Origin of the sequence: Pseudomonas sp. RIT-To-2, from assembly GCF_029623465.1 — a bacterium.
GTDB lineage: Bacteria > Pseudomonadota > Gammaproteobacteria > Pseudomonadales > Pseudomonadaceae > Aquipseudomonas > Aquipseudomonas silvicola.
Window position 1 is genome coordinate 57,819 of the sequence record NZ_JAPYKM010000013.1, and the last position, 23,342, is coordinate 81,160.

The window sequence follows — 23,342 nt, forward strand, 5'->3', positions numbered from 1 at the left end:
CGTTACAAGGGCTGGGCCAGAATTACTTGGCGCGGCCTTTGTAGGAACCGCCTTCGCGGGTATCGATCTCGATCATGTCGCCGATCTCGATGAAGTCGGCAACGCTCAGCTCGGTGCCGTTCTTCAGTTTGGCAGGCTTCATGACCTTGCCGGAAGTGTCGCCACGCGCCGAACCTTCGGTGTAGTCAACCTGACGCACGATAGTGGTCGGCAGCTCTACCGAAACCAGGCGGCCTTCGAAGAACACGGCTTCGCAGACGTCGGTCATGCCTTCTTCAACGAACGGCAGAACCGATTCGATGTCTTCGGCGTTCAGTTCGTACATGGTGTAGTCAGTGGTGTCCATGAACGTGTAGGAATCACCGCTGATGAAAGACAGGGTGGCTTCCTTGCGATCCAGGATCACGTCGTCCAGCTTGTCGTCGGCGCTGTAGACGGTTTCAGTCTTGTAGCCGGTCAGCAGGTTCTTCAGCTTGGTCTTCATGATCGCGCTGTTACGGCCCGACTTGGTGAATTCAGCTTTCTGAACCAGCCAAGGGTCGTTGTCGATACGGATCACGGTACCGGGTTTAAGCTCTTTACCAGTTTTCATTGCGGATATCCGAATTTGGATGGATTTACAAAAATCTAGGCCGCGTATCATATCCAATTTCGGTAAAAGTTCACCAGCGCCGATGCAAGATCAGGCTGAGCGGCTTGTGTTTCGCACCATTTCTGCGCATTCGCCTGCAACTCATCCCAGTGCGCCAGCACCTGCCGCCATGGCTCGGCCATGCTCAGCCCCTGGTTCCAGGCACGCCACAACAGGGTCAGGGCCTGCCCGGCATCCGGGCTCAAAGCCTCGACGTAGAGCGAGAGGAAGGCTTCCAGTTTTTCCCAGTGGGCATACTCCTCCTGCTCATAGATGTGCCACAACAGAGGCCGGCCAGCCCACTGGGCTCGCACAAAGGAATCCTCGCCCCGCACGGCGTTGAAATCGCAGCACCACAGCAGGCGATCGTACTGATCCTGCCGGACGAATGGCACCACTTGCACGGTCAGGCTGCCGCGCCGATGGGCGGCGCCTGGCACCAGCTCGGCCTCCGCCAGCCAGGCTTGCACATCGCCCAGAACACGCCCCTGGGGTACCAGCACATGCGTGGGCGTTTCAGCTGCCGCCAGCGCATCAAGCCAGTCGGCCAGGCTGGCATTCTCGTAGGCGAACAAGGACATCAGTCGCGCCCCGGGCGCCACGCTCACACCAAGGCTGGCGAGGAAGGCCTGGCGCGCCGGGCCGTCAGCCTGGAACAGGCGCCGCTGGTCCAGCAGGCCAGCCTCACGCAGCAACCCGCCGGTCTTGGCCTCGAAGCCGGGAAAGAAGAAATACTTCTGCAGGCGGTCGGGCTGCGGTGACGGCAAGCCATGGCAGCCCGACACCCAGGTCTCGGCGCTCAGGTATTCCAGGTTGAACCACAAGGCCGGCGTCGGGCGCGCGGCCATGGCCTGACGGTACTCAGGTGGCAACTTGCACCCGAAGGCTTCAACCACTACGTCGGCAGCGCTGACCGCAAGCCATTGCTGCGGCCATTGGCAGATTTCCACGCCCTCCTGCCACTGGCGCGCCCTGTGCGGCTCAACACTGGGCCACAGCCGCTCGAAGGACTTCAGGTCGTCCACCCAGAGGCGTACCGCCAGCCCGTGTTCGGCCGCCAGTTGGCGCGCCAGGCGCCACGTGACACCGATGTCGCCGTAGTTATCGACCACTACGCAGAAAATATCCCAGGAGGTTTTCACGCCCGCTTTCATCACCGCCCTCCAGGTAAATGGGCCATTGTAGAGGCAAAGTCGCCGCCAGCGGCCACACTCATGCGACAATCATGACCTTGCCCACCCCGCCAGGAGGCCGCCATGCCCTACCGCCCCAACCACCGTCAACTGCTGGTCACCCTCAACCCCGCGCAACTGGTAGGCTGCATCGCCCTGGGCCTCTGGCTGGGCTTTCTGGCCATCGCCCTGACCACGTGGCTGGGCTACAAGCTGTTCTTCAATGCACCTTTGCCCATCACCACCCCGGCGCCACCGCCCCCGGCCATGAACACCCCCGAGGGCGAATCACCCATGTTCGAGCAATACCAGAACAACCTGCGTCGACAGGAACAGAGCCAAGGCGATGCGCAGAACCACAACCAGGACCCCAAGTGCCAGTTCTGGCTGCAACAGGACCGCACCGCGCCGACTGACAAGAGCCGTACCAATGTACTCAAGTTCTGCAATTGACATGGACAAGCACACCCTGCGGCAACTGATCGTCGCGCGCCTGGCCGAAGATTTCGACGTACTGCAACGGGCTGCGCAAACCGCCTACGAGACAGCCACCCACGAAGAAAACGTGGCAGAGAACAAGTACGACACGCTGGGGCTTGAAGCCTCGTACCTGGCGACCGGCCAGGCACGGCGCATGGAAGAAATCCGCCAGGCACTGGGGTTGTTCCAGCAGCTGACCTTGCGTGACTACGACCCGGCGCGTGGCATTCAGGTGGGTGCGCTGGTCACGCTGGAAGCAATGGATGGCACCTTGCAGTGGCTGTTCCTGGGGCCGGAAGCGGCCGGGCTGAAAGTGCGGCTGGCCGAGTGCCTGGTTACGGTGATAACCCCGCGCTCGCCATTGGGCCAGGCACTGCTGGGCAAGTTCGAGGATGACGACGTGGCGATTGTGGTGGCGGGCATGCAGCAGACGTTCACGGTGACACACGTGCGTTAGGCAGCCAGCATCCCCCACGGACCGATGCCTGGCCCCGACCTGGTCTACAGTGAAAGCCTTCCTTCACGCCCGTGAGTACCTGGAGAACCCCCATGTCGAACACCCAACCCTTCACCGGTAAAGTCGCCCTCGTACAGGGCGGGTCGCGCGGCATCGGCGCCGCCATCGTCAAACGCCTGGCCGCCGAGGGCGCCGCGGTGGCGTTCACCTATGTCAGCTCCCAGGGCCCGGCCCAGGCCCTGGCCGATGGCATCACCGCCCAAGGCGGCAAGGCCCTGGCCATCAAGGCCGACAGCGCCGACGCCGTGGCCATTCGCGACGCAGTGGCCCGCACCGTCGATGCGTTCGGCCGTCTGGACATTCTGGTCAACAATGCAGGCGTGCTGGCCATCGGCCCGCTGGACGAGTTCAGCCTGGAAGACTTCGACCGCACCTACGCCATCAACGTGCGCAGCGTGTTCATTGCCAGCCAGGCGGCAGCCCGGCACATGACCGAGGGCGGGCGCATCATCAATATCGGCAGCACCAATGCCGACCGCATGCCCTTCGCGGGCGGCGGCGCCTATGCCATGAGCAAATCGGCACTGGTGGGCCTGGTCAAGGGCCTGGCCCGCGACCTGGGCCCTCGCGGCATCACCATCAACAACGTGCAACCAGGCCCTGTGGACACCGACATGAACCCGGCCGACAGCGACTTCGCCGAGAGCCTGATGGGCTTCATGGCGGTCAACCGCTATGGCCATGTGGACGAGATTGCCGGTTTTGTCAGTTACCTGGCCAGCGCCGAGGCGGGCTATATCACCGGCGCCAGCCTGACCATCGACGGTGGTTTCGGCGCCTGATCGGCAAGCGTCCGTTCGAGCATGGCGACAAACGCCGCTGCCGCCGGGCTCGGGGTGTTCGCCCACACCGCATAGACCCGGCGCACCGGCGCGTCACTGATGGGCATTGCCACTACCCCCTGGAAGCCTAGCGCCACGCCGGCCGGCACCAGCCCCACCGCCAGGCCGCGTTGCACGAACTGCTCCACCAGGCGCATGTCGGTGATCTCGAACTGTACCTGGTGGGCCACCTGGCCGGCGGCGAACGCCTCGTCGGTCTGGCGGCGGGCCCCCGTACCTGCGGCAAAGTCCACCAAGGGCTGGTCCGCCAGCTGCGCCAGCGCCAAGTGGGGCAACCGCGCCAGCGGGTGGTCCGGGTGCACCACCGCCATCAACTCCTCGTCGCCCAGGGCCCGCGTCGCCACGCCTTGCACCGCCGCGCCAGGCCATACGCCAATCAGCGCGACATCCATGCGCCGGGCGCGCACTTCCTCCACCATCCATTCGCTGCGCCCCACATTGAGGTGGATGCGCACATCGGCGTACTGCTGATGAAAGGCAGCGATCAATGCGACCAGGTCCAAGCCGGTCAGCGACGAAATCATCCCCAGGCTCAGCCGCCCGCGCACTTGCCCGCACGCCGCCGCCACCTCGTCACCAATGCGTCGCGTCGCCTCCATGGCCGCCCGCGCGCTATGAACGAACGCCTCCCCTGCCGGGGTCAGCGCCACACGCCGGGAGGTGCGCTCGAACAACTGCGCGCCCAGTTGCCGCTCAAGCCGGGCGATCTGGTGGCTCAGTGCCGACTGCACGGTGTGGCAGCGCTCCGCCGCACGCGTAAAACTACCCTCTTCGGCCACGGCCAGGGCGTATTCGATCTGCTTGAGGTTCATCACGGCTATCTCGTTTTACGATCGTTTCGATGACAACAATACATTTGTGTCATGGATCCACACTACCGATACTCGCGCCATCTTCCACTGCCTTGGAATACCCGCATGCCCGCCTCCCGTGAAACCCCATTGAGCAGCGCCCTGATCCTGCTGATGGCCATCGCCACCGGCCTTACAGTAGCGAGCAACTATTACGCCCAGCCATTGCTGCACACCATCGCCCAGCACCTTGGGCTCAGTACGGCGACGGCCGGCACCATCGTCATCACCGCCCAACTGAGCTATGGCGCCGGGCTGTTCCTGCTGGTGCCGCTGGGCGACCTGCTGGAACAGCGCAGGCTGATCGTCGGCATGACCCTGCTCAGCGCCGCCGGCCTGTTGATCAGCGCCTCCGCCCCCAGCCTGCCGGTGTTGCTGCTGGGCACGGCCATGACCGGGCTGTTCTCGGTGGTGGCCCAGGTGCTGGTTCCCATGGCCGCCAGCCTGGCTAACCCGGAGCGCCGCGGGCGCGTGGTCGGCACATTGATGAGCGGCCTGCTGCTGGGCATCCTGCTGGCCCGCACCGTGGCCGGGCTGGTGTCGTCGCTGGCCGACTGGCGCGCCATCTACCTGCTGGCCGCCGCGCTGCTCACGGTGTGCGCCATCGCGCTGCGCTGCTCATTGCCGCGCCGCCAGCAGTCGGCCGGGCTCACCTACCCGCAACTACTCGGCTCAGTGCTGACGCTGTTCGTCGAAGAGCCCGTGCTGCGCTTGCGTGCGGCGCTTGGTTTGCTGTCGTTCTGCCTGTTCGGCCTGTTCTGGACGCCCTTGGCCTTCCTGCTGGCCTCAACGCCCTACGGTTATTCCGACGCAGTGATCGGCCTGTTCGGCCTGGCGGGTGCCGCCGGCGCCCTGGCCGCCAATGCCGCCGGCCGCCTGGCCGACCGTGGCAAGGGACACGTGGCCACCCTGGGCGGACTCGTCGCACAGTTGGCCGCCTGGCTCATACTCGCCTTTGCAGACCACTCGCTCGCAGCACTGCTGGCAGGCGTGCTGGTGCTCGACCTGGCGGTGCAGTTGTTGCACGTCAGCAACCAGAACGCGGTTTACGCCCTGCGCCCGGCAGCCCGCAACCGCCTCAACGCGGGTTACATCACCTGCTATTTCATCGGCGGCGCCCTGGGCTCGACCCTCGGTGCGCAACTGTATGAGCGGCTGGGGTGGATGGGCATCGTCGGCGCTGGCGTGGTCATCAGCCTGGTGGCCATGGGCATCTGGCTCACCCGTGAAACAGCAGGCAACGTGCGACCGCACACTTCGTCGCCCGACATTGACTTGCCCCAGCGTTAAGCTATTCCGAAGGGTTGAATATCAATGCATTCAACCTGGAAATCCCTCATGAAGCTCACAATAAAAGCTGGAGATTTCTTGCAGTGTGAAGGCGAATACAGCAATGGATCGCTCACGCTCAAGACTGCCACCCACCCCTCGCCTGGCGAACGCATTCCCGTCAGCCGCATCAAGAACATCACGGTCGCCAACCATGAGATCAACCGCAGCCTCGGCGGCGCGCTGGGCTGGGGCATGGCCGGCGCCCTGGTGCTGGGGCCGGTCGGCCTGGTGGCGGGGTTGTGGCTGGGGGGCAAGGAAGAGCAGGTGACGTTCATCGCGACCCTGAAGGACGGGCGCAAGCTGACGGCGGTGGCCGATAGTCGTACGTTTTCCAAGCTTAATGGGACCTTGAATGAGCGGCGGGTTTCCTGATGTATTTCCTGGGCGTGGAACATAGGTATACCAAGCGATGCTTTCAGTCGGGAGGCTGCCTTCGGCCAGGAGCTGCCGATCCCACCCCCCCAGTCACGCACTGTAGCCGCTGCCGACAGGCTGCGCTGGCCGCTGGGTACGCTGGAGATTTCCAGTGTGGTTGAATGCCAGCGCAGCCTGCGGCAGCGGCTACAGTGCTGGGCCCGCCCATCCGCAATGGGTCGTTAGCGATCAGACGTGACCGGCCGTTATCGCCACTTAGACGCCCTTGACGGAGAGTTATTAGCGGCCAATTGCAGGCCGAATTGCAGCCGAGAAGTAACCTCCAAGCCAGAATGGTTCATGATACGCCAGCGAATTTCCTTTCAACCTGGTCCTGCTCACGCCCCCCATTTTTCCAGCCTCGGAGTTCTTCAGCGTATCGCTGAGAATCAACAACGCGCGGCCGCAGCTCGGCAATCTCGACCCTACCTTTGGTCGTAAATCCGGTCGCATCCAAGGTATGGGCCAAAGTAAGGGCTGTGATTTTTTTCAAAAACGCAAAAACGAAAAAGCCCTGAATAATCAGGGCTTTTTCGTTCAAATATGGCGGTGAAGAAGGGATTCGAACCCTTGATACAGTTTCCTGTATACACACTTTCCAGGCGTGCTCCTTCAGCCACTCGGACACTTCACCGTTTCTCTTCAAACATGTTCTGTCTGTCGAGGCGCGCTAATGTAGTCGAAAGCTTTTCCGATGGCAAACATTTTTTTCAGATTTTTCATGCGGTTATGCCCTTTCGGGTAAAAACGCCTGTATTCACGGCAAACCGGCCACCGCGGCGCTGTACACGCGCAGGCACGGGGCCCGGGCCGTGGCGCGTGACCGAGCAGTCAGTCACGGCGCTTTACCTCGGCGAGCGGGCTGAGTAACGTCTGCGGCAAAACCTAATAAAGGAATACCCGTCATGAGCGAGTTGATCGACTACCAACTGGACGATGGCGTCGCCACGCTGACCCTGAGCAACGGCAAGGTCAATGCGATTTCCCCCGACGTGATCGCTGCGTTCAACGCGGCGCTGGATCGCGCAGAGCAGGACCGCGCCGTGGTGATCATCACCGGGCAGCCCGGTATTCTGTCCGGGGGCTATGACCTCAAGGTCATGACCGCGGGCCCGCAACAGGCAATCGGCCTGGTAACCGCTGGCTCTACCCTCGCACGCCGACTGCTGTCGCACCCCTTCCCCGTCATCGTCGCCTGCCCCGGCCACGCGGTGGCCAAGGGCGCTTTCCTGTTGTTGTCGGTGGACTACCGTATCGGCGTCGAGGGGCCGTTCAGCATTGGCCTGAACGAAGTGCAGATCGGCATGACCATGCACCATGCGGGTATCGAGCTGGCGCGCGACCGGCTGGGCAAGGCTGCGTTCCACCGCTCGGTGATCAATGGCGAAATGTTCAACCCGCGTACCGCGGTGGATGCCGGCTTCCTGGATGTGGTGGTGGGCGCCGAGCAACTGCGCGACACCGCCCTGGCCGCGGCGCAGCAATTGAAGAAGATCAACATGAGCGCCCACCGCAAGACCAAGCTCAAGGTGCGCAAGGCGCTGCTGGAACTGCTGGACGACGCGATCATTCGTGACCAGGAGCATCCGCTCTGACACGGCCTCGAGCCCCCACGCCGAGACTCGCGGTTGTGCAGGTGTGGTCCATTTAGTTAATTGATCCAATCCCGCAGGGGACCTTACACTCCAGCGCTCTGCCAAAGGTGAGTCGCTGGATGCTTTTTATCGTTCGCATGTTTCTGATGGGCCTGCATTTTCTTGCAGTGGGTGGCGTGGGCCTGGTGATAGGCCTGTGCCGGCCGTTCCACCCCGACAACAGCCGGGTGTTCGCCCGCCTCTATTCACGCCCCGCCATCAGGATTCTGGGGCTGACACTGGATGCCCAGGTGCGCCCGCTGTTCGAACAGCCGCCCGGCTGCGTGATCATCGCCAACCACCAATCGAACTACGACCTGTTCGTGCTGGGCCAGGTGGTACCGCGCCGCACGGTGTGCATCGGCAAGAAGAGCCTCAAGTGGGTGCCCTTCTTCGGCCAGCTGTTCTGGCTGGGCGGCAATGTGCTGATCAACCGCGGCAACGCCTACCAGGCCCGGCGTGCACTGCAGACCACCACCCGCACGTTGAAGCGTGATACGTCCATCTGGGTGTTTCCCGAAGGCACGCGAAACCAGGGCAGCGAGCTACTGGCCTTCAAGAAAGGTGCGTTTCAGATGGCCATCGATGCTGGCGTTCCTATCGTGCCGCTGTGTGTCAGCCGCTATGCCCGCAGTGTGCGCTGGAACCGCTGGCGTGCCGGACGCGTGGCAGTACGCTCGCTACCGGCGATTCCCACCCAGGGCCTGACCAGCAAGGACATCCCGGTGTTGATGCGCCAGTGCCGAGAGCAAATGCAAGCGTGTATCGATGAGCTGGAGCGCGAGTTGCACCACGCTTGAACCCTGCGCGGCTTGCCGACTCTCAACACTGAGACCAAGCTGCATTGACTGCCACCAGTACAAGAAGCCAAACCATGGGTAGAGTGGTTGCCGCGGCGGTATACAGCGCCGGAAAGAAAGTCGTGGACATCAGCCTGGACGAAGGCGCGGCATGGGCGAAGAAGCCCGGCCATTTCGTCTGGATCGGCCTAGAGCAACCCAGCGCCGCCGAGCTGGCCACGCTGCAACGCCAGTTCGGGCTGCACGAGCTGGCCATTGAAGATGCGCTGGAGAAGCACAGCCGCCCCAAGCTGGAAACCTTTGGTGACGCGCTGTTCATCGTCACCTATTCACCGGTGCGCCACGAAGGCAAGCTGGAGTTCATCGAAACCCATATCTTCGCTGGCCAAGGCTATGTGATCACCGCCCGCAATGGCCATTCCGCGTCGTACTCGCTGGTACGCCAGCGGTGCGAAGCACGGCCGTTGCTGCTGGAGCACGGTGAGGACTTCGTGCTGTACGCTTTGCTGGATTTCGTCACGGAAAATTACCAGCCGGTCAGCGAAGCCATTCATGCCGAGATCGAGCAGATCGAAGCCAATGTGCTGGCCGACTGCCTGCGCGAAGCCGATGTGCAGCGCTTGCACAGCCTGCGACGGGAATTGCTGCGCCTGCGCCGCTATGTGGCGCCCATGGTGGAGATCAGCGAAGAGTTGCAGCGCCTGTCGTTCCCCTTTATCGACAAGAACATGCGCCCGTATTTCCGCGACGTGGAAATTCATGTCACCCGGCAGATGGAAGACCTGGGCACCATGCGCGATATCGCCAGCCAGACCATCGAAGTGGGCATGCTGCTGGAGTCGTCTCGCCAGAGCATCGTGCAGCGCAAGTTCGCGGCATGGGCGGCGATCCTGGCGTTTCCCACAGCGGTGGCCGGCATCTACGGCATGAACTTCCAGAACATGCCGGAGCTGCATTGGCAGTACGGGTATTTCGCGGTGCTGGGGGGCATTGCGGTGGGGTGCAGCGCGCTGTACATCAGCTTCAGGCGTTCAGGCTGGCTGTAATGTGGGGGCTGGCCAGGCCAGCCCCCACCGGTTACTTCTGCGCCACGAAACGCAACATCCACTCACCGACCACCGTGCCCTGGTGCTCACGCGCCAGGCTGGCCACAGCGGCGCTGTGAACAGCTTGGCCCAGGCTCTGGGCACGCAGGTCGAGCAACGCGCGGGAATAGTCGTGCTGGAATTCCGGGTGCCCCTGGAAGCACAGCACCTGGTTGCCAATGTGATAAGCGGCGTTCGGGCAGAACGCGCTGGAGGCGACCACCGTGGCGCCTTCCGGCAGCGCCGTGACCTGGTCCTGGTGGCTGATCAACAGCGCCAGCTCGCCGGCGGGCGGGTTCATCCATTCGGCCTGGGTGTCGACCTTGTAGTCATGCACGCCCACGCCCCAGCCCTGGCTCGCACGCTCGGCCCGCCCGCCCAGCAGCAAGGCCAGCAACTGGTGGCCGAAGCATACGCCCAACAGCTTGTCGCCCCGCTTGTAGCGCTCCAGCAGGTAAGTCTTGAGGGTTTGAATCCAGGGGTCGGTACCGAAGGAGTCGGCCTTGCTGCCCGTGACCAGGTAGGCGTCGAACACCTCATCGTCAGCCGGGTAATCACCGTTCAGCACGTTATGAATGACGAATTGCGCAGCGATGGGCTGGCGCGCGAACAACTGCTCGAACATCCGGCCGTAGCCCTGGTATTGCTCGACCAGCTCCGGCCGCAGGACATCGGTTTCCAGGATGCAGATACGTAACGACATAGAAAAAGTACCCGACACAGTAAGAGGCAACAGTGCACGGCGCTGAGACTGCGCGAAACGACGCCCGCTGGCAAGTCCACCGGTGCAGGGAGGCAACCGACGCTACCGTTCAGCGGCGCCTGACGAATGGTCATTCACCGCCAAAGGGAGTCTACGGGCAACCAGCCTCTCTAGCATGGGAATCACTTTGTTGTTCCACTGAATACTAGACAGATTGGCAATGATGTCGCGATAGGAACAGATGAAAGCGTTCTAAGGCACAGCCCGCGCGGGCCCTACTGTTACAAATATCGCCTTGGGTGGCTCGATTCAGCGTCAATGGATATCGAGCAGGCGATCGCTCCACCAGGTGCACGTCTTCGCCTGGCCAACAAGGCCCGCAGTCGGCGCAAAGGAAGAATAACAAGAAGGCAGCCAACCATGTTCAAACACGACAAAGTACGTCAGGCCGGCATTATCGTCGCCATCACCACGCTGTTGCTGATACTCCCCAACCTCTCGCGGCTGTTCGGGTGAGCTCACAGGGAAAAGCGCCAGATAAAAATTGCCCCACTCGCTTTCGAGGCCCGTGCATCTGTGCCAATCTTCCAGACTGAACCCCTGGAGATTGGCCCATGCGCAGATGGATTGCCCCCCTCGTATTACTGATGAGCGCCCACGCCAACGCCTACGTGGACATTGATGAAGCGGTGGACCAGATAGGCAACGGCGTAGTCATTCTCGATGTGCGCAACTATGACCAGTTTGCCGCAGGCCATATCAACAATGCGCTGCAGGTGGACATTGCGCTTCGCCCCCTCTCTTCCAGCGACACCGATGCCCGTGGGCTGGCGTACCAGTTGGCCAAGGTGATCCAGAACAAGAGTCAGGTGGTGGTGATGTACAGCGACACCGATGCGAACGCCGACAAGGCCGAAGCCGCGCTGAAGAAGGCGGGCTTCCTGAGCATCGTCAACGGTGGCAATTACATGGACTTGAACTCGGCGTTGTTCCGGCTGTGCCAGAAGGACAACTTCTACTGCTGAGTCGCGCGAACCTGCCGGTGCCGGACGGCCGCGAGCTTGCAGAACTGCAAAGCTCGCGATCAGGCCAGCACCTGCCCGTCATTGGACCTGTATCTGCACCTGTGTCGTCGGGGTGACCACCACCTTGGCGTGCATCTGCTCGAAGCCACCGCCACGGCGCATGCCGCGCACCGGGCAGGCGTCCAGGTAATCCAGCCCTACCGCCAGCTTCAAGTGCCGCTCCGGCTTGGCCAACTCGTTGGTCACATCAAAGCTGTACCAAGCGTCATCAAGCCACGCCTCAGCCCAGGCATGGCTGGCCAGGTGCTCGCTGTCACCACTGAACAGGTAACCCGACACATAGCGCGCTGGCACCCCCAGACTGCGGGCGCAGGCCAGGAACGCATGGGTGTGGTCCTGACAGACCCCGGCACGGGCTGCGAACGCCTGGGCAGCGCTGGTATGCACCTCCGTTGCGCCGGGGGTGTAGGTCATGTGCTGATTCAAGGCGTGCATCAGGTCGATCAGGGCGCTGCGGTCATTGCGCTGCTTGCACTGTTGGTCAGCGAAAGCACGCAGCGCCTCATCGGCCTCGGTCAAGCGGGTGAAACGCCGGAACGGCAGCGGTGATTGCGACTCATGCTCGGCCTCGCGGGTTTCGTCGATGTCCACCTGGCCACGGGCGCCGATGATGATGTCGTGGTGCGGTTCGTCCAGGGTCAGTACATGCAGGATATTGCCGAACGGGTCCAGTTGCGCACGCACATGGCGGGGCAGGTCCAGTTGCCAGCTGAGCACGTGCTGGCGCTCGCTGTCGTGCGGGGTCAGGCGCAGGTACTGGATGCTGGCGCGCACCTCGTCCTCATAATGGTAGGCGGTCTCGTGGCTAATGGAGAGTCTCATACAGCCTCCAGGTAGGAACTGTGAATGGCGTTGCCCAATTCGGCGACCTTGGGAATGAATTCGGTGAGCCAGGCGTGCAGGCCTTCGTCGAGGATTTCGCCGATGCCGGTGTAGCGCAGGCGCGCGTCCAGCTCGGCGGCCAGGCGCTGGGCCGGGCGGCCGTTGAGGCCCGGCAACGAGGCCAGGATCTGGTCGATCTCCTCGGTGCAGGCGCGCAGCGAACGCGGTACGTCGGCGCGCAACAGCAACAGTTCGGCCACGTTGTGGGCCGATGGCGCGTCACGGTAGATCTCGGTGTACGCCTCGAATGACGACAATGCACGCAGCAGCGCGCTCCATTGGTAGTAGCTGCGCGCCGAGTTCTCATCCACCAGTTCGGCTTCATCGCCGAGCATTTCATAGCGTGCATCCACCAGGCGCAGGGTGTTGTCTGCGCGCTCGATGAACGTGCCCAGGCGAATGAAGCGAAACGCATCGTTGCGCATGATGGTGCCGTAGCTGGCGCCACGGAACAGGTGCGAGCGCTCCTTGATCCATTCACAGAAGCGGCTGAGGCCATAGCGCCCCAACCCCTGCTCGGCGATGCCGCGAATTTCAAGCCAGGTGGAGTTGATGTTTTCCCACATGTCGGCGGTAATGCGCCCACGTACCGCATGGGCGCTGGCACGGGCCGCGCCCAGGCAGCTGTAGATACTGGCCGGGTTGCTGGCATCCAGGGCGAAGAAATGCAGCAGCCGTTCGGCGTGCAGCTTGCCGTGACGCTCCAGGTAATCGTCCAGGGTGCCGGTGATCAGCAGCGGCATGGCCATTTCGTCCAGGCCGTCGCCGCGGCCGTCCTGTGGCATCAGCGACAGGGAATAGCTGACGTCGAGCATCCGTGCGAGGTTTTCGGCCCGCTCCAGGTAGCGCGACATCCAGTACAAGTCAGAGGCAGTTCTACTCAGCATTGGCAGGCATCCTTAATCCTCGACCACCCAGGTGTCCTTGGTTCCGCCACCCTGGGACGAGTTGACCACCAGCGAGCCCTCGCGCAGCGCCACGCGGGTCAGGCCGCCGGGCACCACACGGGTTTCGCGGCCGGCCAGGACGAACGGGCGCAGGTCGATATGGCGCGGGGCAATGCCGTTTTCGACGAAGGTCGGGCAGGTCGACAGCGACAGCGTCGGTTGCGCGATGTAGGCATGAGGCCGGGCCTTGAGCCGGGCACGGAAGTTCTCGATCTCGGCCGCGCTGGCGGCAGGCCCCACCAGCATGCCGTAACCGCCGGAGCCCTGGGTCTCCTTGACCACCAGCTCCGGCAGGTGCGCCAGAACGTGGGACAGCTCTTCAGGCTTGCGGCACTGCCAGGTCGGCACGTTCTTGAGAATCGGCTCTTCGTCCAGGTAGAAACGAATCATGTCAGTCACGTAGGGGTAGACCGACTTGTCGTCGGCCACCCCGGTGCCGATGGCATTGGCCAGAATCACGTTGCCCGAACGGTACGCGGCCAGCAACCCCGGCACACCGAGCATCGATTCAGGGTTGAAGGCCAGTGGGTCGAGGTAGGCATCGTCCAGGCGGCGGTAGATCACATCAACGGCCTTGGGGCCGTCCGTGGTGCGCATGAACACCCGGTCGTCACGCACGAACAGGTCCGCGCCTTCCACCAGTTCCACGCCCATCTCCCGTGCCAGGAAGGCATGTTCGAAGAACGCACTGTTGAAGCGCCCCGGGGTCAGCACCACCACGCTGGGGTTATCGATGGGGCTGGAGCTCTTCAGGGTGTCGAGCAACAGGCTGGGGTAGTGATCGATGGGGGCGATGCGTTGCGCGGCGAACAGCTCGGGGAACAGCCGCATCATCATCTTGCGGTCTTCGAGCATGTAGCTCACGCCGCTGGGGGTGCGCAGGTTGTCTTCCAGCACGTAATAGCTGCCATCGCCATCACGCACCAGGTCTACCCCGGAAATGTGCGAATAGATGTCACGGTGCAGGTTCAGGCCCTGCATTGCCAGTTGATACTGTTCGTTGGCCAGCACCTGTTCGGCGGGAACGATCCCTGCCTTGATGATGCGCTGGTCATGGTAGAGGTCGGCAAGGAACATGTTCAGCGCCTTGACCCTCTGGATACAGCCGCGCTCCACCACGCGCCATTCACTGGCGGGAATGCTGCGTGGAATGGTATCGAATGGAATCAGCCGCTCGGTGCCTTGCTCATCGCCATAGAGCGTGAAGGTGATACCCGCCCGGTGGAACAGCAGATCGGCTTCCCGGCGCCGCTGGGCCAGGAGCTCTTCGGGGGTGTCGGCCAGCCATCGCGCGAACTCCCGGTAATGCGGGCGGACAACGCCGCCGGCATCGTACATCTCATCATAAAAGGTGCGGATCATGCCGTACTCCTTGTCACCCGGACACCAAGGCCATCGCAAGGCCCGTGCCAGCGGCATAAACGCTTATAAAACAATCGGTTGGCTAAAACACCAGCAAACTACGCACCATTCCTGTGCGTGATCCACCACAACCGGCTTATGGACGCTTCATTGCGAAGCGTCCTAAGGATAGCTGCAAGCCCCAAGTTGTCAGTTTGAGGCTTGAACCTTTCACCTGATTTCAGGCTTGAAGCCGTTGGACCTGATGCTTGACGCCCCAGCCTTCGATCTCGCCGCCCAGCGGCTCGATGACGGCCTCGAAGTCTTGCTCGAACTCGCCGATGCCGCCGTAGGTGGCGTACATCACCTTGCTGAGCTCCAGGTACCAGGCGCCATCGTCCCGTTCACTGACCTGCGCGTTGAGTGATTCACCCTGAAACTTTCCCGCCGCCGTACGCGCACGCTTCTCGTCCGGGAACACGGCATAAAACTCGATGGGGTGGATGCTGGCGAAATCAAATCCGCCTTCTTTCATGCGGCGCAGCACGTGGGTGCTGATGTCTTCTTGATAGGCTGTGCTCATGGATCGTCCTCCTCATCATTGATGGATAGACTTTCAGTACTTCCAGGACCTCCGTTGACAGATGACTGCAAAGGGAATACGCGGCCCCTCAGGGACCACCCGGAAACAAGCATGAAGCTGACAAGACAAGGTCACGGCCAACGGTCGGCCGTCCTCGGTTGCAGAGTAGCGCGAAGGCAGCGCCTGTGCCAGAGGGTCAGGCGCACAGGGTATGGATCAGTCGACTTGTGTCACAGAAACGATTTCCATGGCATTCATCTCCTTGAGCGCCTTCGCCGCCGGGTCCGGGGCGCGGTTGTCGAAGTCGTTCAGGTCGGCCTTGGCCAGCACGGGCCGGTAGTAGGCGCGCACATGCCGGGCCGCTTCATCCTTGTCGGGACGCTGATCGGCATCGATTTGCAGGTTCAGTTGCTGACCGTGCTCATCGATAAAAGCGATTTGCCACTTTTTCATCAGTATCTCCTCGGCAGACTGAGGCAACCGCCTCACTTAACTTGACCGAGGGACAGGGGCATCGTTCCAAGGGAATGCCAAATGGCACCGCTGGCACTGAAACGACTGTGGGAGCTGGCTTGCCAGCGAGCTTTCGAGGTTGAAAGCTCACCGCCAAGCCAGCTCCCACAGAAGCCGGCATCGAATCAGAACACCCTACTGCTTCGAGTCGGCGACACCCGCGGTGTTGTCCAGCAGGCTCTTGGTGGCCGTCTGGATGAACGAGTCGAGCTTGTGCAGCAGGTCGGCCTGATCAGGCTGATCGGCGATCGACTCGGCTTTCGGGTCGCTGCCCAGTTGGAAGCGGAACATGCGCGGTGGCATGTCCTTGGGCTGCACCAGTATCCGATCACCCGTGATGATGGCCACGGTCTGCTCGTTGCCCGACGGCTTGATCACGCCAAAGCCCTTGTCGCCTTCCGGCAGGTTCAGCAGGTCACGGCCCCAGCACTGGTTGCGGGTTTCGCCACCGACACGGCCCATGATGGTCGGCACGATGTCGATCTGGGTACCCACGGTGTGGTTCACCGCGCCGAACTTCTCCTGCAGGCCTTCGCCGATCATGAGCATGGGCACATTGAAGCGGCCCAGGTCCATTTCGGTGATCTGCTGCTCGTTGCCGAAACCGTGGTCGCCGACGACGATGAACAGGGTGTCCTTGAAGTAAGGCTCTTTCTTGGCCTTCTCGAAGAACTGGCCCAGGGCCCAGTCCGAGTAGCGCATGGCTGTCAGGTGCTGGTTAAGCGGGCCACGGTCAGTGACCTGGGGCACCGGCAGCGGCGACGGGATGGCGTACGGGGTGTGGTTGGACAGGGTTTGCAGCAGGGCATAGAACGGTTTGCCGGCCTTGTCGCGCTTGGCCAGTTCCTCGGCGCCACGGTCGAACATGTCCTGGTCGGACACGCCCCAGGTGGGGTCGGAGAACACCGGGTTGACGAAGTCATTGCGGCCGATGAAGGTGGTCATGCCCTGGTTGGCGAAGAAGCCCGACTGGTTGTCCCAGGCGAAATCACCGTTGTACACGTACACGTCATCGTAGTTGCGCGCGCTGAGCAGCTCCGGCAGGCCCGACAGCTTGTGAGCGCCTTCGGGGGTCTGCATCAGGTATTCGAAGCCTGGCAGGTTGGGGAAGCAGCCCATGGTGGCGAACATGCCCTGGTGGGTATGGGTGCCGTTGGAGAAGAAGTGGTCGAATAGCACGCCCTGCTTGGCCAGCTTGTCGAAGTACGGGGTGATGTTGCCAGGTGCGCCCAGCGCGCCCACCGAGTGACCGGCGAAGCTTTCCATCAGGATCACCACGACGTTCTTGTAGCCCATCACGTTCTGCGCCGGCGGCGTGAAGTCGCGGCGCACGGCGGCGGTGTCGGCGTCCACGAGTTTGTCGCTGGCGGTCAGCAGCATGTTGCGCACGGTCTGTTGAGCGTCATCCTCGGGGATGGTGGCTTTCCAGATGTTGTCGCGCTCGTCGGAGAAGCTGCTCTTGGCCGCGCCGATCAGGCTCAGGGTACCGTTGAGGCCCAACTGGTTGGCGAAGTTCGAATCCGTGGTGTACGCATCGCCCCAGCGCAGCGGCGGCCCCTGGCGCAGGGTGCCACGGGCAGCGACCACAGCCACGGCCAGCAGCACCACGAACACGGCCACGCGCCCATACCACGGCGCTACCGGGCGACGGCCGCTGGCAACGTAGTCAATACGCGGGCGGGTCATGCGGTCGATACCCTTGAACACCAGGCTCAGCAGCCAGGTGACAATGGCCCAGGCCACCAGGTAACGCACCACGGGGTAGCCGTACCAGAGCATGCTCAGCACGGTCTTGGGGTCTTCCTTCACGTACTGGAACACCAGGCCGTTGAGGCGCTGGTGGAATTCGCGGAAGAAATCCAGCTCCATCAGGCCCAGGAACATCATGACGCTGGAGGTAATGGTCAGCCAGAAGCGCCACAGCCCGCGACGCGCCATCAGCCAGGGCACCAGGGTGGCGATCACCAGCGGAATAAGCGTGTAGACCACCAGGCGCACATCGAAGCGCAGGCCATTGCCGAACGCTTCAATGAAGGTCGCGGCCGGAGTGTCGAGGATCATTTCACGGTTGTAGATCAGCAATGCCAGGCGCAACAGGCTGAGCAGGACCATGATGGCCAGGCCGCTGAGCAAGGTGTAGGCAAGGTGAGATTTGACGGTCGGCTGCCGGCGTTTATACGCCTGCGCCGGTTCCAAGGCGTCCGTGATGGCCATGTCGATTGAAAATCCGTGGATGGTTTTATTGGAATCGTGAAACACGAGGCGGCAAATGGTGCATCAAGATGGCAAGTGATGCACTGCAATTTTTAGACAGTGTCGCCCACTCCCCGAGCTTCGCCCGGCCCACAGGGTGGATCGCATAACCCTGTGGGACCGGGCGAAGCTCGGGAAGCGGGCGATACAAGACCCACTTTCAGGTGGCGTGAGGTAGCACCAGGTAACAATTAAAGGCGCACATTACCCCGGGGGCCGGCGATGGCCCAGATGATCAGGCCCAGCACGGGCAACAGCAGGATCAACAGCACCCACAGCACTTTCATGCCCACTTCGGCACTGCTCTTGAGCACATTGATGATGGCCCAGATATCGAGCGCGAGGATGATCAGGCCAATCAGGCCGTTGAACGTGGAACCCATGGCAGACGCTCCGGGAAAGGGATTCCCCCTTCAGCGTAGCTGCGTATGGCAAACACAGGCGGTGCAGGAGCTGGCGTGCCAGCTCCTGCACATCGTCAGACGTGAACGGCGACTTTCAGCGCTTCCAGCGACGGCGCGGCGGCAATGTTCAGGCCTGCGCACAGCTCCAGGACCCGCTCCACGTCCTTGCCGAATACCAGCACGCATTGCAGCTCATCATCCAGCGGCTGGCTGAAGTTGACCAGGGTGTAACCGCCGTCTTCCTTGGCCAAGCTGCTCATCTGTACCTGGATGCGGTTCAGCGCCGTCAGCGGCTCGACCTTGGCCAACTGCTTGGCCTTGAAGTTGAAGGCCACACCTGGGCCGAACGAGTCGGTGATCTGCTGGAACAGGTCTTGATAGGTGTCGGCCTGGAACAGCACGGTCTCGGGCAGGCTGCCCACCACTACCCATTCGCCCAGGGCGATGGGGAAGCTGTCGTCGTAGTTGATGTCCGGGTTGGCGGCCAGGAATGCCGCAGGGTCGGCGTAAGCCTGGGCGGCCTCGTCGGCGATGCGGTCGATGTCCGCTTCGGCCAGGCACCCCGAGCTGATCTTGGTGATGAGTTCAATCAGTTGGTCTTTCATGGGGGCGGCCTGTGACGGTAAAAAAGGGCGCAAAGGATAGCCGCATTCGCGCCCGGAGGGTATCAGGCCGTCAGCTTGGCCAGCTGGGCGGCGGTATCCTGAGCCCCCATGGTCTGGGCGGCGGCCAGCGCAGTGGCGCCGTTGGCGTCCTTGGCATGGGGATCGGCACCCTGGCTCAGCAAGTAGTCGACGATGGCGGTACGGTTGAACATCGCTGCCATCATCAACGCCGTGCGGCCGTCGCCGCCCGCACCTTCGACGCTGGCGCCACCTTCCACCAGCAGTTTGACCGTGGCCAGGTCACCCTTGAAGGCCGCGCCAGCGATGGGGCTCTGGTTGTTGTCGTTGCGCAGTTCGGGGTCGGCCTGGTGCGCCAGCAGCACTCGCACGGCATCCTGGTGGCCGTGGTAGGCGGCCAGCATCAACAGGGTGTCACCCTTGTGGTTGCGCAGGTTTACCGGCAAGCCGTTGGCCAGCAGGCGCCCGAGCATCTCGGCGTCACCACTGCGCGCCACATCGAATACCTGCGCGGCGAATTCGGCGGCTTCGTCGGCGGTCATCTGGCGGGCTTCACGGGTGTCGGTCATGGGCTTTCTCCTTGGCTATTGACGGTCAGTTTCCAGTGACGCCGACAGGCGGTCAACAGAACCTGCCTATGGGGGGCGCCAATGGAATTTATTGGCAATTCGTTGTCATAGACCATAGGGCCATGGAAAAAGTGTCCCTGCCCTCTCCCCGGTTCGTCCTGAACCCGTCGCGCAAAATGCCGTGCAACAAATGACCATTCATGCATTTTGCACGAAAGAAAAAATTACCTTTTCGCTCAACCCCCCGGTTTTACGGGGCCAAATCGTGATGGCAAAACTGGCACGGGCGCTGCACTCCTTACTCACAGGTTTGCCAACCAAAGAGCCAGGAGCTGACATGAACTTTATTCAAGAAAAATTCGCTTCCGTATTCGCCGGCTACGACGTCACCACCCAACCGCGTCCGGACGGTGCTGTGCTGTTGACCCTGCGTGACAGCGAAGGAAAAGTGACCCGCCGCTCGATTTCCTACCAGCAACTGCACACGGGCGAACAACTGACCTGGGTCATCAGCGCCATTCGCCGCGACCTGGCCGGCCAGGCCAGCGAACTGCCGGCCATCAATATGCTGCAAAGCCAGAACCGTTTCGCGCTGCCTACCTACCACTCCGCGTGAGTGACACGGGCTTCATACCCAGGGCTGTGGGCCTGGGCGAAGCTCGGGAATGGAACGCCGCGCAGTATCAGTGATTGCACGGTTGCCGTTCCCGAGCTTCGCCCGGACCCTCGGACGCTAGCGGCGAGCCCGATTTGTCTCAGCTATCCAGACCCGGGAAACAGCGGGCAAGTTCCGTACCGGTGTAGTGGGCTGCCTGGGCTTGAGGTGTTTCGAACAGGCGAATAGCCACCAACCGCGGCGCCTCCCCCATGTCGAACCAGCGCGCGATGCCCGCTGGCAACACGACCAGGTCTTCCTTCTCGCACTGCACGGCGTAGACGTAGCCGCCGATGTGCACGCTCAACAAGCCCCGCCCCGCCACGAAGTAGCGTACTTCCCTGCCGTCGTGACTATGCTCGTCGAGAAACTGCTCACGCCATTGCTGGCGGTGCGGATGGTCGCGGTCCAGGCTGATGACGTCGACGTGCGGCGTGCCCCACTCGCTCATCAGGCGGTCGAGGGTTTCGCCATGGGCCTGCAACACGTCCTCCTGGCTCGCGCCAGCCTGAACGGCTACCTCCACCGGCCTGCGTTCGAAGCGCACCCCTTGCTCGGCCAACGTCGCGGCGATGTCCTCGAAATGGGTGAGGACCTTGTTGGGAATGTCCGGGGTGGACACCGAGTAGACGGACAGGATGCTCATGGCGGCGTTTCCTCTGCAAGCCGGGTGGAAATGATGACAGCCGCGGCCAGCGCGGCAAGGCTGGCCAGGGCGAACGTCCAAGTGGGGCCCAGGGTGTTCCAACTGTAACCCGAGTACAGCGCGCCCAACGCACCACCGGTACCGGCCAGCGCCGCATAGAGTGCCTGGCCCTGACCTTGCTGGCGAGCACCGAAGGTGCGCTGCACGAAGTGAATGCATGAAGCGTGAAAGCTGCCGAACGTGGCGGCGTGCAGCACCTGGGCGACTATCAGCAACCACAAGTGCTCGGCGAAACTGCCCAGCAGCCACCAGCGCAGCGCGGCCAGCAGGAAACTGGCGGCCAGGACCCGGCGTACCGAAAAGCGGCCCAGGACGCGGCTCATGGCCAGGAACATCAGCACCTCGGCCACTACCCCCACCGCCCACAGCAAGCCGATGAACGCGCGGCTATAGCCCAGGTGTTCCAGGTGCAGGCTCAGGAAGGTGTAGTACGGCCCGTGGCTGACCTGCATCAATGCCACGCAGGCATAGAACGGCAGCACCCCGGGGGCCAGCAACTGCTTGAGGAACCCGTCACCGGCCAACCGCCTGGCATCGACCCGTGGCTGAACGTTCGGCACCCAGAAACTGCTGACCACAATACCGGCCATGATCGTCACCAGGGCGTAGGGGTAGACGTCCAGGCTCCACCACTCGTACAACCGGCCCATCACCACCACCGTGAGAATGAACCCGATGGAGCCCCACAACCGCACCTGGCTATAGCGTGCCGGCTGACCGTGCAGGTGGGCCAGGGTAATGGTCTCGAACTGGGGCAGCACCGCGTGCCAGAAAAACGCATGCAAGGCCATGACCATGGCCAGCCAGGCATAGTCCTTGCGGATGAAAATCAGCGAAAAGCAGGCCAGGGTACACACGGCGCCGAACCGCACGATGGCCAGGCGCTTGCCGGTACGGTCACCCAGCCAGCCCCACAGGTTGGGGGCCACGCAGCGCATGAGCATAGGGATGGCCACCAGCTCGCCAATACGGGCACTGGCGAACCCCAGGTGGTCGAAGTACATCGCCAGGAAGGGCGCCGTGGCGCCCAGCAGGGCGAAGTAGAACAGGTAAAACCCCGAGAGCCGCCAGTAGGGAACCCCGGCAGCCCCGTGGGCCGGGGCCATTACAGCTGGCCCAGTACCGGGGTGGTGACGCGCACGTCAGCGTTCTGGCCGCGGTGGCGCAGCAGGTGGTCCATCAGCACGATGGCCATCATGGCCTCGGCGATCGGCGTGGCGCGGATACCCACGCACGGGTCATGCCGGCCTTTGGTGATGACGTCCACCGGGTTGCCGTGAATGTCGATGGAACGCCCCGGGGTGGTGATGCTCGAGGTCGGCTTCAGCGCCAGGTGAGCCACGATCGGCTGGCCCGAGGAAATGCCGCCCAGGATGCCCCCAGCGTTATTGCTGAGGAAGCCTTCGGGGGTCATTTCATCACGATGTTCGGTGCCGCGCTGGGACACGCAGGCAAACCCCGCGCCGATTTCCACACCCTTGACCGCGTTGATGCTCATCAGCGCGTGGGCCAGTTCGGCGTCCAGACGGTCGAAGATCGGCTCGCCCAGGCCCGGCTTGACACCCTCGGCCACCACGGTGATCTTCGCGCCCACCGAATCCTGGTCGCGGCGCAGCTGGTCCATGTAGGCTTCCAGCTCCGGCACCTTGTCCGGGTCAGGGCTGAAGAACGCATTCTCCTCCACCGAGTCCCAGCTCTTGAACGGGATTTCGATAGGACCCAGTTGGCTCATGTAGCCGCGGATGGTGATGCCCTGGCTGGCCAGGTACTTCTTGGCGATGGCGCCAGCGGCCACGCGCATGGCGGTTTCGCGGGCGGAACTGCGGCCACCGCCACGGTAGTCGCGCTCACCGAACTTGTGGTGCAGCGTGTAATCGGCGTGGGCCGGGCGGAACAGATCCTTGATCGCCGAGTAGTCCTTGGACTTCTGGTCGGTGTTGCGGATCAGCAGGCCAATGGAGCAACCCGTGGTGCGCCCCTCGAAAACACCCGAGAGGATCTCGACCTCGTCGGGCTCCTGGCGCTGGGTGGTGTGGCGGCTGGTACCAGGCTTGCGGCGGTCGAGGTCGCGCTGCAGGTCTTGCAGGGACAGCTCCAGGCCGGGCGGGCAGCCGTCGACGATGGCGACCAGTGCCGGGCCATGGCTCTCGCCAGCGGTGGTGACAGTGAACAGCTTGCCGTAGGTATTGCCGGACATGCAGGACGCTCCGCGAATTCAGCCAAATCAGATCGGACCTGGAGTATACGCACGCTGGGCGCCTGATTCATCCCTGGATGTGCGAACCTTCGCCCATGGTATAAGTCCAAGGCCCATCCTCCC

Annotated in this window: 27 protein-coding genes and 1 tRNA gene; 10 read left to right on the top strand and 18 right to left on the bottom strand. The window is 62.6% G+C overall.

Features of this window, described 5'->3' with window-relative positions; genetic code table 11:
• Positions 1 to 22: 22 nt before the first annotated feature.
• Together QBK88_RS13930 and earP are read right to left on the bottom strand one after the other, a co-directional pair.
• Positions 23 to 592 (bottom strand): elongation factor P, encoded by a 570-nt coding sequence (locus QBK88_RS13930; RefSeq protein WP_027977430.1) that lies wholly within the window; start codon positions 590 to 592, stop codon positions 23 to 25.
• Positions 593 to 639: 47 nt separating this feature from the next.
• On the bottom strand, positions 640 to 1,773 hold the full coding sequence (gene earP, locus QBK88_RS13935; protein WP_277962512.1) for an elongation factor P maturation arginine rhamnosyltransferase EarP: 1,134 nt from the start codon (positions 1,771 to 1,773) through the stop codon (positions 640 to 642).
• Between the two features lie 114 nt (positions 1,774 to 1,887).
• Between earP and QBK88_RS13940 the strand changes: the two genes are divergently transcribed.
• The 3 genes from QBK88_RS13940 (at position 1,888) to QBK88_RS13950 (ending at position 3,582) form a co-directional block, all read left to right on the top strand.
• Positions 1,888 to 2,256 (top strand): hypothetical protein, encoded by a 369-nt coding sequence (locus QBK88_RS13940; protein ID WP_277962447.1) that lies wholly within the window; start codon positions 1,888 to 1,890, stop codon positions 2,254 to 2,256.
• 1 nt (position 2,257) lies between these two features.
• The gene (locus tag QBK88_RS13945; protein WP_277962448.1) at positions 2,258 to 2,740 is read left to right on the top strand and encodes a transcription elongation factor GreAB; all 483 of its coding nucleotides are present in this window, start codon (positions 2,258 to 2,260) and stop codon (positions 2,738 to 2,740) included.
• Positions 2,741 to 2,832: 92 nt separating this feature from the next.
• Positions 2,833 to 3,582: a 3-oxoacyl-ACP reductase family protein gene (locus tag QBK88_RS13950; protein WP_277962449.1), complete on the top strand. Its 750-nt coding sequence runs from the start codon at positions 2,833 to 2,835 to the stop codon at positions 3,580 to 3,582.
• On the opposite strand, the gene QBK88_RS13955 is transcribed toward QBK88_RS13950, so the two are convergent.
• Complete coding sequence (locus QBK88_RS13955) at positions 3,534 to 4,454, bottom strand: LysR family transcriptional regulator (protein WP_277962450.1); 921 nt, start codon at positions 4,452 to 4,454, stop codon at positions 3,534 to 3,536. The two genes, QBK88_RS13950 and QBK88_RS13955, sit on opposite strands and share 49 nt — an antisense overlap.
• Before the next feature lie 105 nt (positions 4,455 to 4,559).
• Here QBK88_RS13955 and QBK88_RS13960 point away from each other — a divergent pair, with 105 nt between their 5' ends.
• Entirely contained in the window at positions 4,560 to 5,783 is a 1,224-nt protein-coding gene (locus QBK88_RS13960) for an MFS transporter (RefSeq protein ID WP_277962451.1), read from the top strand.
• Between the two features lie 48 nt (positions 5,784 to 5,831).
• Complete coding sequence (locus QBK88_RS13965; protein WP_176571699.1) at positions 5,832 to 6,197, top strand: hypothetical protein; 366 nt, start codon at positions 5,832 to 5,834, stop codon at positions 6,195 to 6,197.
• 340 nt (positions 6,198 to 6,537) lie between these two features.
• Here QBK88_RS13965 and QBK88_RS13970 read toward each other — a convergent pair whose 3' ends face one another.
• Both QBK88_RS13970 and QBK88_RS13975 read right to left on the bottom strand, forming a co-directional pair.
• Positions 6,538 to 6,780, bottom strand: coding sequence for a hypothetical protein (locus tag QBK88_RS13970; RefSeq protein WP_277962452.1), 243 nt, complete (start codon positions 6,778 to 6,780; stop codon positions 6,538 to 6,540).
• Between the two features lie 3 nt (positions 6,781 to 6,783).
• Positions 6,784 to 6,873: transfer RNA gene (locus tag QBK88_RS13975), tRNA-Ser, on the bottom strand.
• A 271-nt stretch (positions 6,874 to 7,144) separates the two neighbouring features.
• Between QBK88_RS13975 and QBK88_RS13980 the strand changes: the two genes are divergently transcribed.
• The 3 genes from QBK88_RS13980 (at position 7,145) to QBK88_RS13990 (ending at position 9,719) form a co-directional block, all read left to right on the top strand.
• On the top strand, positions 7,145 to 7,834 hold the full coding sequence (locus QBK88_RS13980; RefSeq protein WP_268149582.1) for a crotonase/enoyl-CoA hydratase family protein: 690 nt from the start codon (positions 7,145 to 7,147) through the stop codon (positions 7,832 to 7,834).
• A 119-nt stretch (positions 7,835 to 7,953) separates the two neighbouring features.
• Positions 7,954 to 8,673 (top strand): lysophospholipid acyltransferase family protein, encoded by a 720-nt coding sequence (locus QBK88_RS13985; RefSeq protein ID WP_268149580.1) that lies wholly within the window; start codon positions 7,954 to 7,956, stop codon positions 8,671 to 8,673.
• Positions 8,674 to 8,747: 74 nt separating this feature from the next.
• The gene (locus tag QBK88_RS13990) at positions 8,748 to 9,719 is read left to right on the top strand and encodes a magnesium and cobalt transport protein CorA (RefSeq protein ID WP_277962453.1); all 972 of its coding nucleotides are present in this window, start codon (positions 8,748 to 8,750) and stop codon (positions 9,717 to 9,719) included.
• 31 nt (positions 9,720 to 9,750) lie between these two features.
• Here the strand turns inward: QBK88_RS13990 and QBK88_RS13995 are convergent, their stop codons facing one another.
• Positions 9,751 to 10,461: an amidotransferase gene (locus QBK88_RS13995; protein ID WP_277962454.1), complete on the bottom strand. Its 711-nt coding sequence runs from the start codon at positions 10,459 to 10,461 to the stop codon at positions 9,751 to 9,753.
• Positions 10,462 to 11,075: 614 nt separating this feature from the next.
• Here QBK88_RS13995 and QBK88_RS14000 point away from each other — a divergent pair.
• A complete protein-coding gene (locus tag QBK88_RS14000) occupies positions 11,076 to 11,486 on the top strand; it encodes a rhodanese-like domain-containing protein (protein WP_268149574.1) in 411 nt (136 codons plus the stop codon).
• A 78-nt stretch (positions 11,487 to 11,564) separates the two neighbouring features.
• Here QBK88_RS14000 and QBK88_RS14005 read toward each other — a convergent pair whose 3' ends face one another.
• The 9 genes from QBK88_RS14005 to QBK88_RS14045 all read right to left on the bottom strand — a co-directional run bounded on the left by QBK88_RS14005 (position 11,565) and on the right by QBK88_RS14045 (position 19,661).
• Positions 11,565 to 12,368 (bottom strand): transglutaminase family protein, encoded by an 804-nt coding sequence (locus QBK88_RS14005; RefSeq protein ID WP_268149572.1) that lies wholly within the window; start codon positions 12,366 to 12,368, stop codon positions 11,565 to 11,567.
• Positions 12,365 to 13,315 carry an alpha-E domain-containing protein gene (locus QBK88_RS14010; RefSeq protein WP_268149570.1) on the bottom strand — a complete coding sequence of 317 codons (951 nt, stop codon included), beginning with the start codon at positions 13,313 to 13,315 and terminating at the stop codon, positions 12,365 to 12,367. The genes QBK88_RS14005 and QBK88_RS14010 overlap by 4 nt, the downstream gene beginning before the upstream one ends.
• Before the next feature lie 12 nt (positions 13,316 to 13,327).
• Positions 13,328 to 14,737, bottom strand: a complete 1,410-nt coding sequence (locus QBK88_RS14015) for a circularly permuted type 2 ATP-grasp protein (protein ID WP_268149568.1) — start codon at positions 14,735 to 14,737, stop codon at positions 13,328 to 13,330.
• Between the two features lie 220 nt (positions 14,738 to 14,957).
• Positions 14,958 to 15,299, bottom strand: a complete 342-nt coding sequence (locus QBK88_RS14020; RefSeq protein ID WP_027977410.1) for a ribonuclease E inhibitor RraB — start codon at positions 15,297 to 15,299, stop codon at positions 14,958 to 14,960.
• Between the two features lie 216 nt (positions 15,300 to 15,515).
• A complete protein-coding gene (locus QBK88_RS14025) occupies positions 15,516 to 15,752 on the bottom strand; it encodes a hypothetical protein (RefSeq protein WP_268149565.1) in 237 nt (78 codons plus the stop codon).
• Between the two features lie 195 nt (positions 15,753 to 15,947).
• Entirely contained in the window at positions 15,948 to 18,026 is a 2,079-nt protein-coding gene (locus QBK88_RS14030; RefSeq protein WP_277962455.1) for an LTA synthase family protein, read from the bottom strand.
• Positions 18,027 to 18,256: 230 nt separating this feature from the next.
• Positions 18,257 to 18,448, bottom strand: a complete 192-nt coding sequence (locus QBK88_RS14035) for a PLDc N-terminal domain-containing protein (RefSeq protein WP_268149561.1) — start codon at positions 18,446 to 18,448, stop codon at positions 18,257 to 18,259.
• A gap of 95 nt (positions 18,449 to 18,543) precedes the next feature.
• Positions 18,544 to 19,074 (bottom strand): hypothetical protein, encoded by a 531-nt coding sequence (locus QBK88_RS14040; protein ID WP_277962456.1) that lies wholly within the window; start codon positions 19,072 to 19,074, stop codon positions 18,544 to 18,546.
• A gap of 62 nt (positions 19,075 to 19,136) precedes the next feature.
• The gene (locus tag QBK88_RS14045) at positions 19,137 to 19,661 is read right to left on the bottom strand and encodes an ankyrin repeat domain-containing protein (RefSeq protein ID WP_277962457.1); all 525 of its coding nucleotides are present in this window, start codon (positions 19,659 to 19,661) and stop codon (positions 19,137 to 19,139) included.
• Between the two features lie 337 nt (positions 19,662 to 19,998).
• Here QBK88_RS14045 and QBK88_RS14050 point away from each other — a divergent pair, with 337 nt between their 5' ends.
• Positions 19,999 to 20,277, top strand: a complete 279-nt coding sequence (locus tag QBK88_RS14050; protein ID WP_268149555.1) for a DUF3509 domain-containing protein — start codon at positions 19,999 to 20,001, stop codon at positions 20,275 to 20,277.
• A gap of 139 nt (positions 20,278 to 20,416) precedes the next feature.
• Here the strand turns inward: QBK88_RS14050 and QBK88_RS14055 are convergent, their stop codons facing one another.
• From QBK88_RS14055 to aroC, 3 genes are read right to left on the bottom strand one after another with little or no spacing between them, the layout of a single operon-like run.
• Entirely contained in the window at positions 20,417 to 20,962 is a 546-nt protein-coding gene (locus QBK88_RS14055; RefSeq protein ID WP_277962458.1) for an acireductone dioxygenase, read from the bottom strand.
• The gene (locus tag QBK88_RS14060; protein ID WP_277962459.1) at positions 20,959 to 22,128 is read right to left on the bottom strand and encodes an MFS transporter; all 1,170 of its coding nucleotides are present in this window, start codon (positions 22,126 to 22,128) and stop codon (positions 20,959 to 20,961) included. The genes QBK88_RS14055 and QBK88_RS14060 overlap by 4 nt, the downstream gene beginning before the upstream one ends.
• Positions 22,128 to 23,219: a chorismate synthase gene (aroC, locus tag QBK88_RS14065; RefSeq protein ID WP_268149551.1), complete on the bottom strand. Its 1,092-nt coding sequence runs from the start codon at positions 23,217 to 23,219 to the stop codon at positions 22,128 to 22,130. Before aroC ends, QBK88_RS14060 begins: the two co-directional genes overlap by 1 nt.
• Positions 23,220 to 23,342 lie beyond the last annotated feature (123 nt).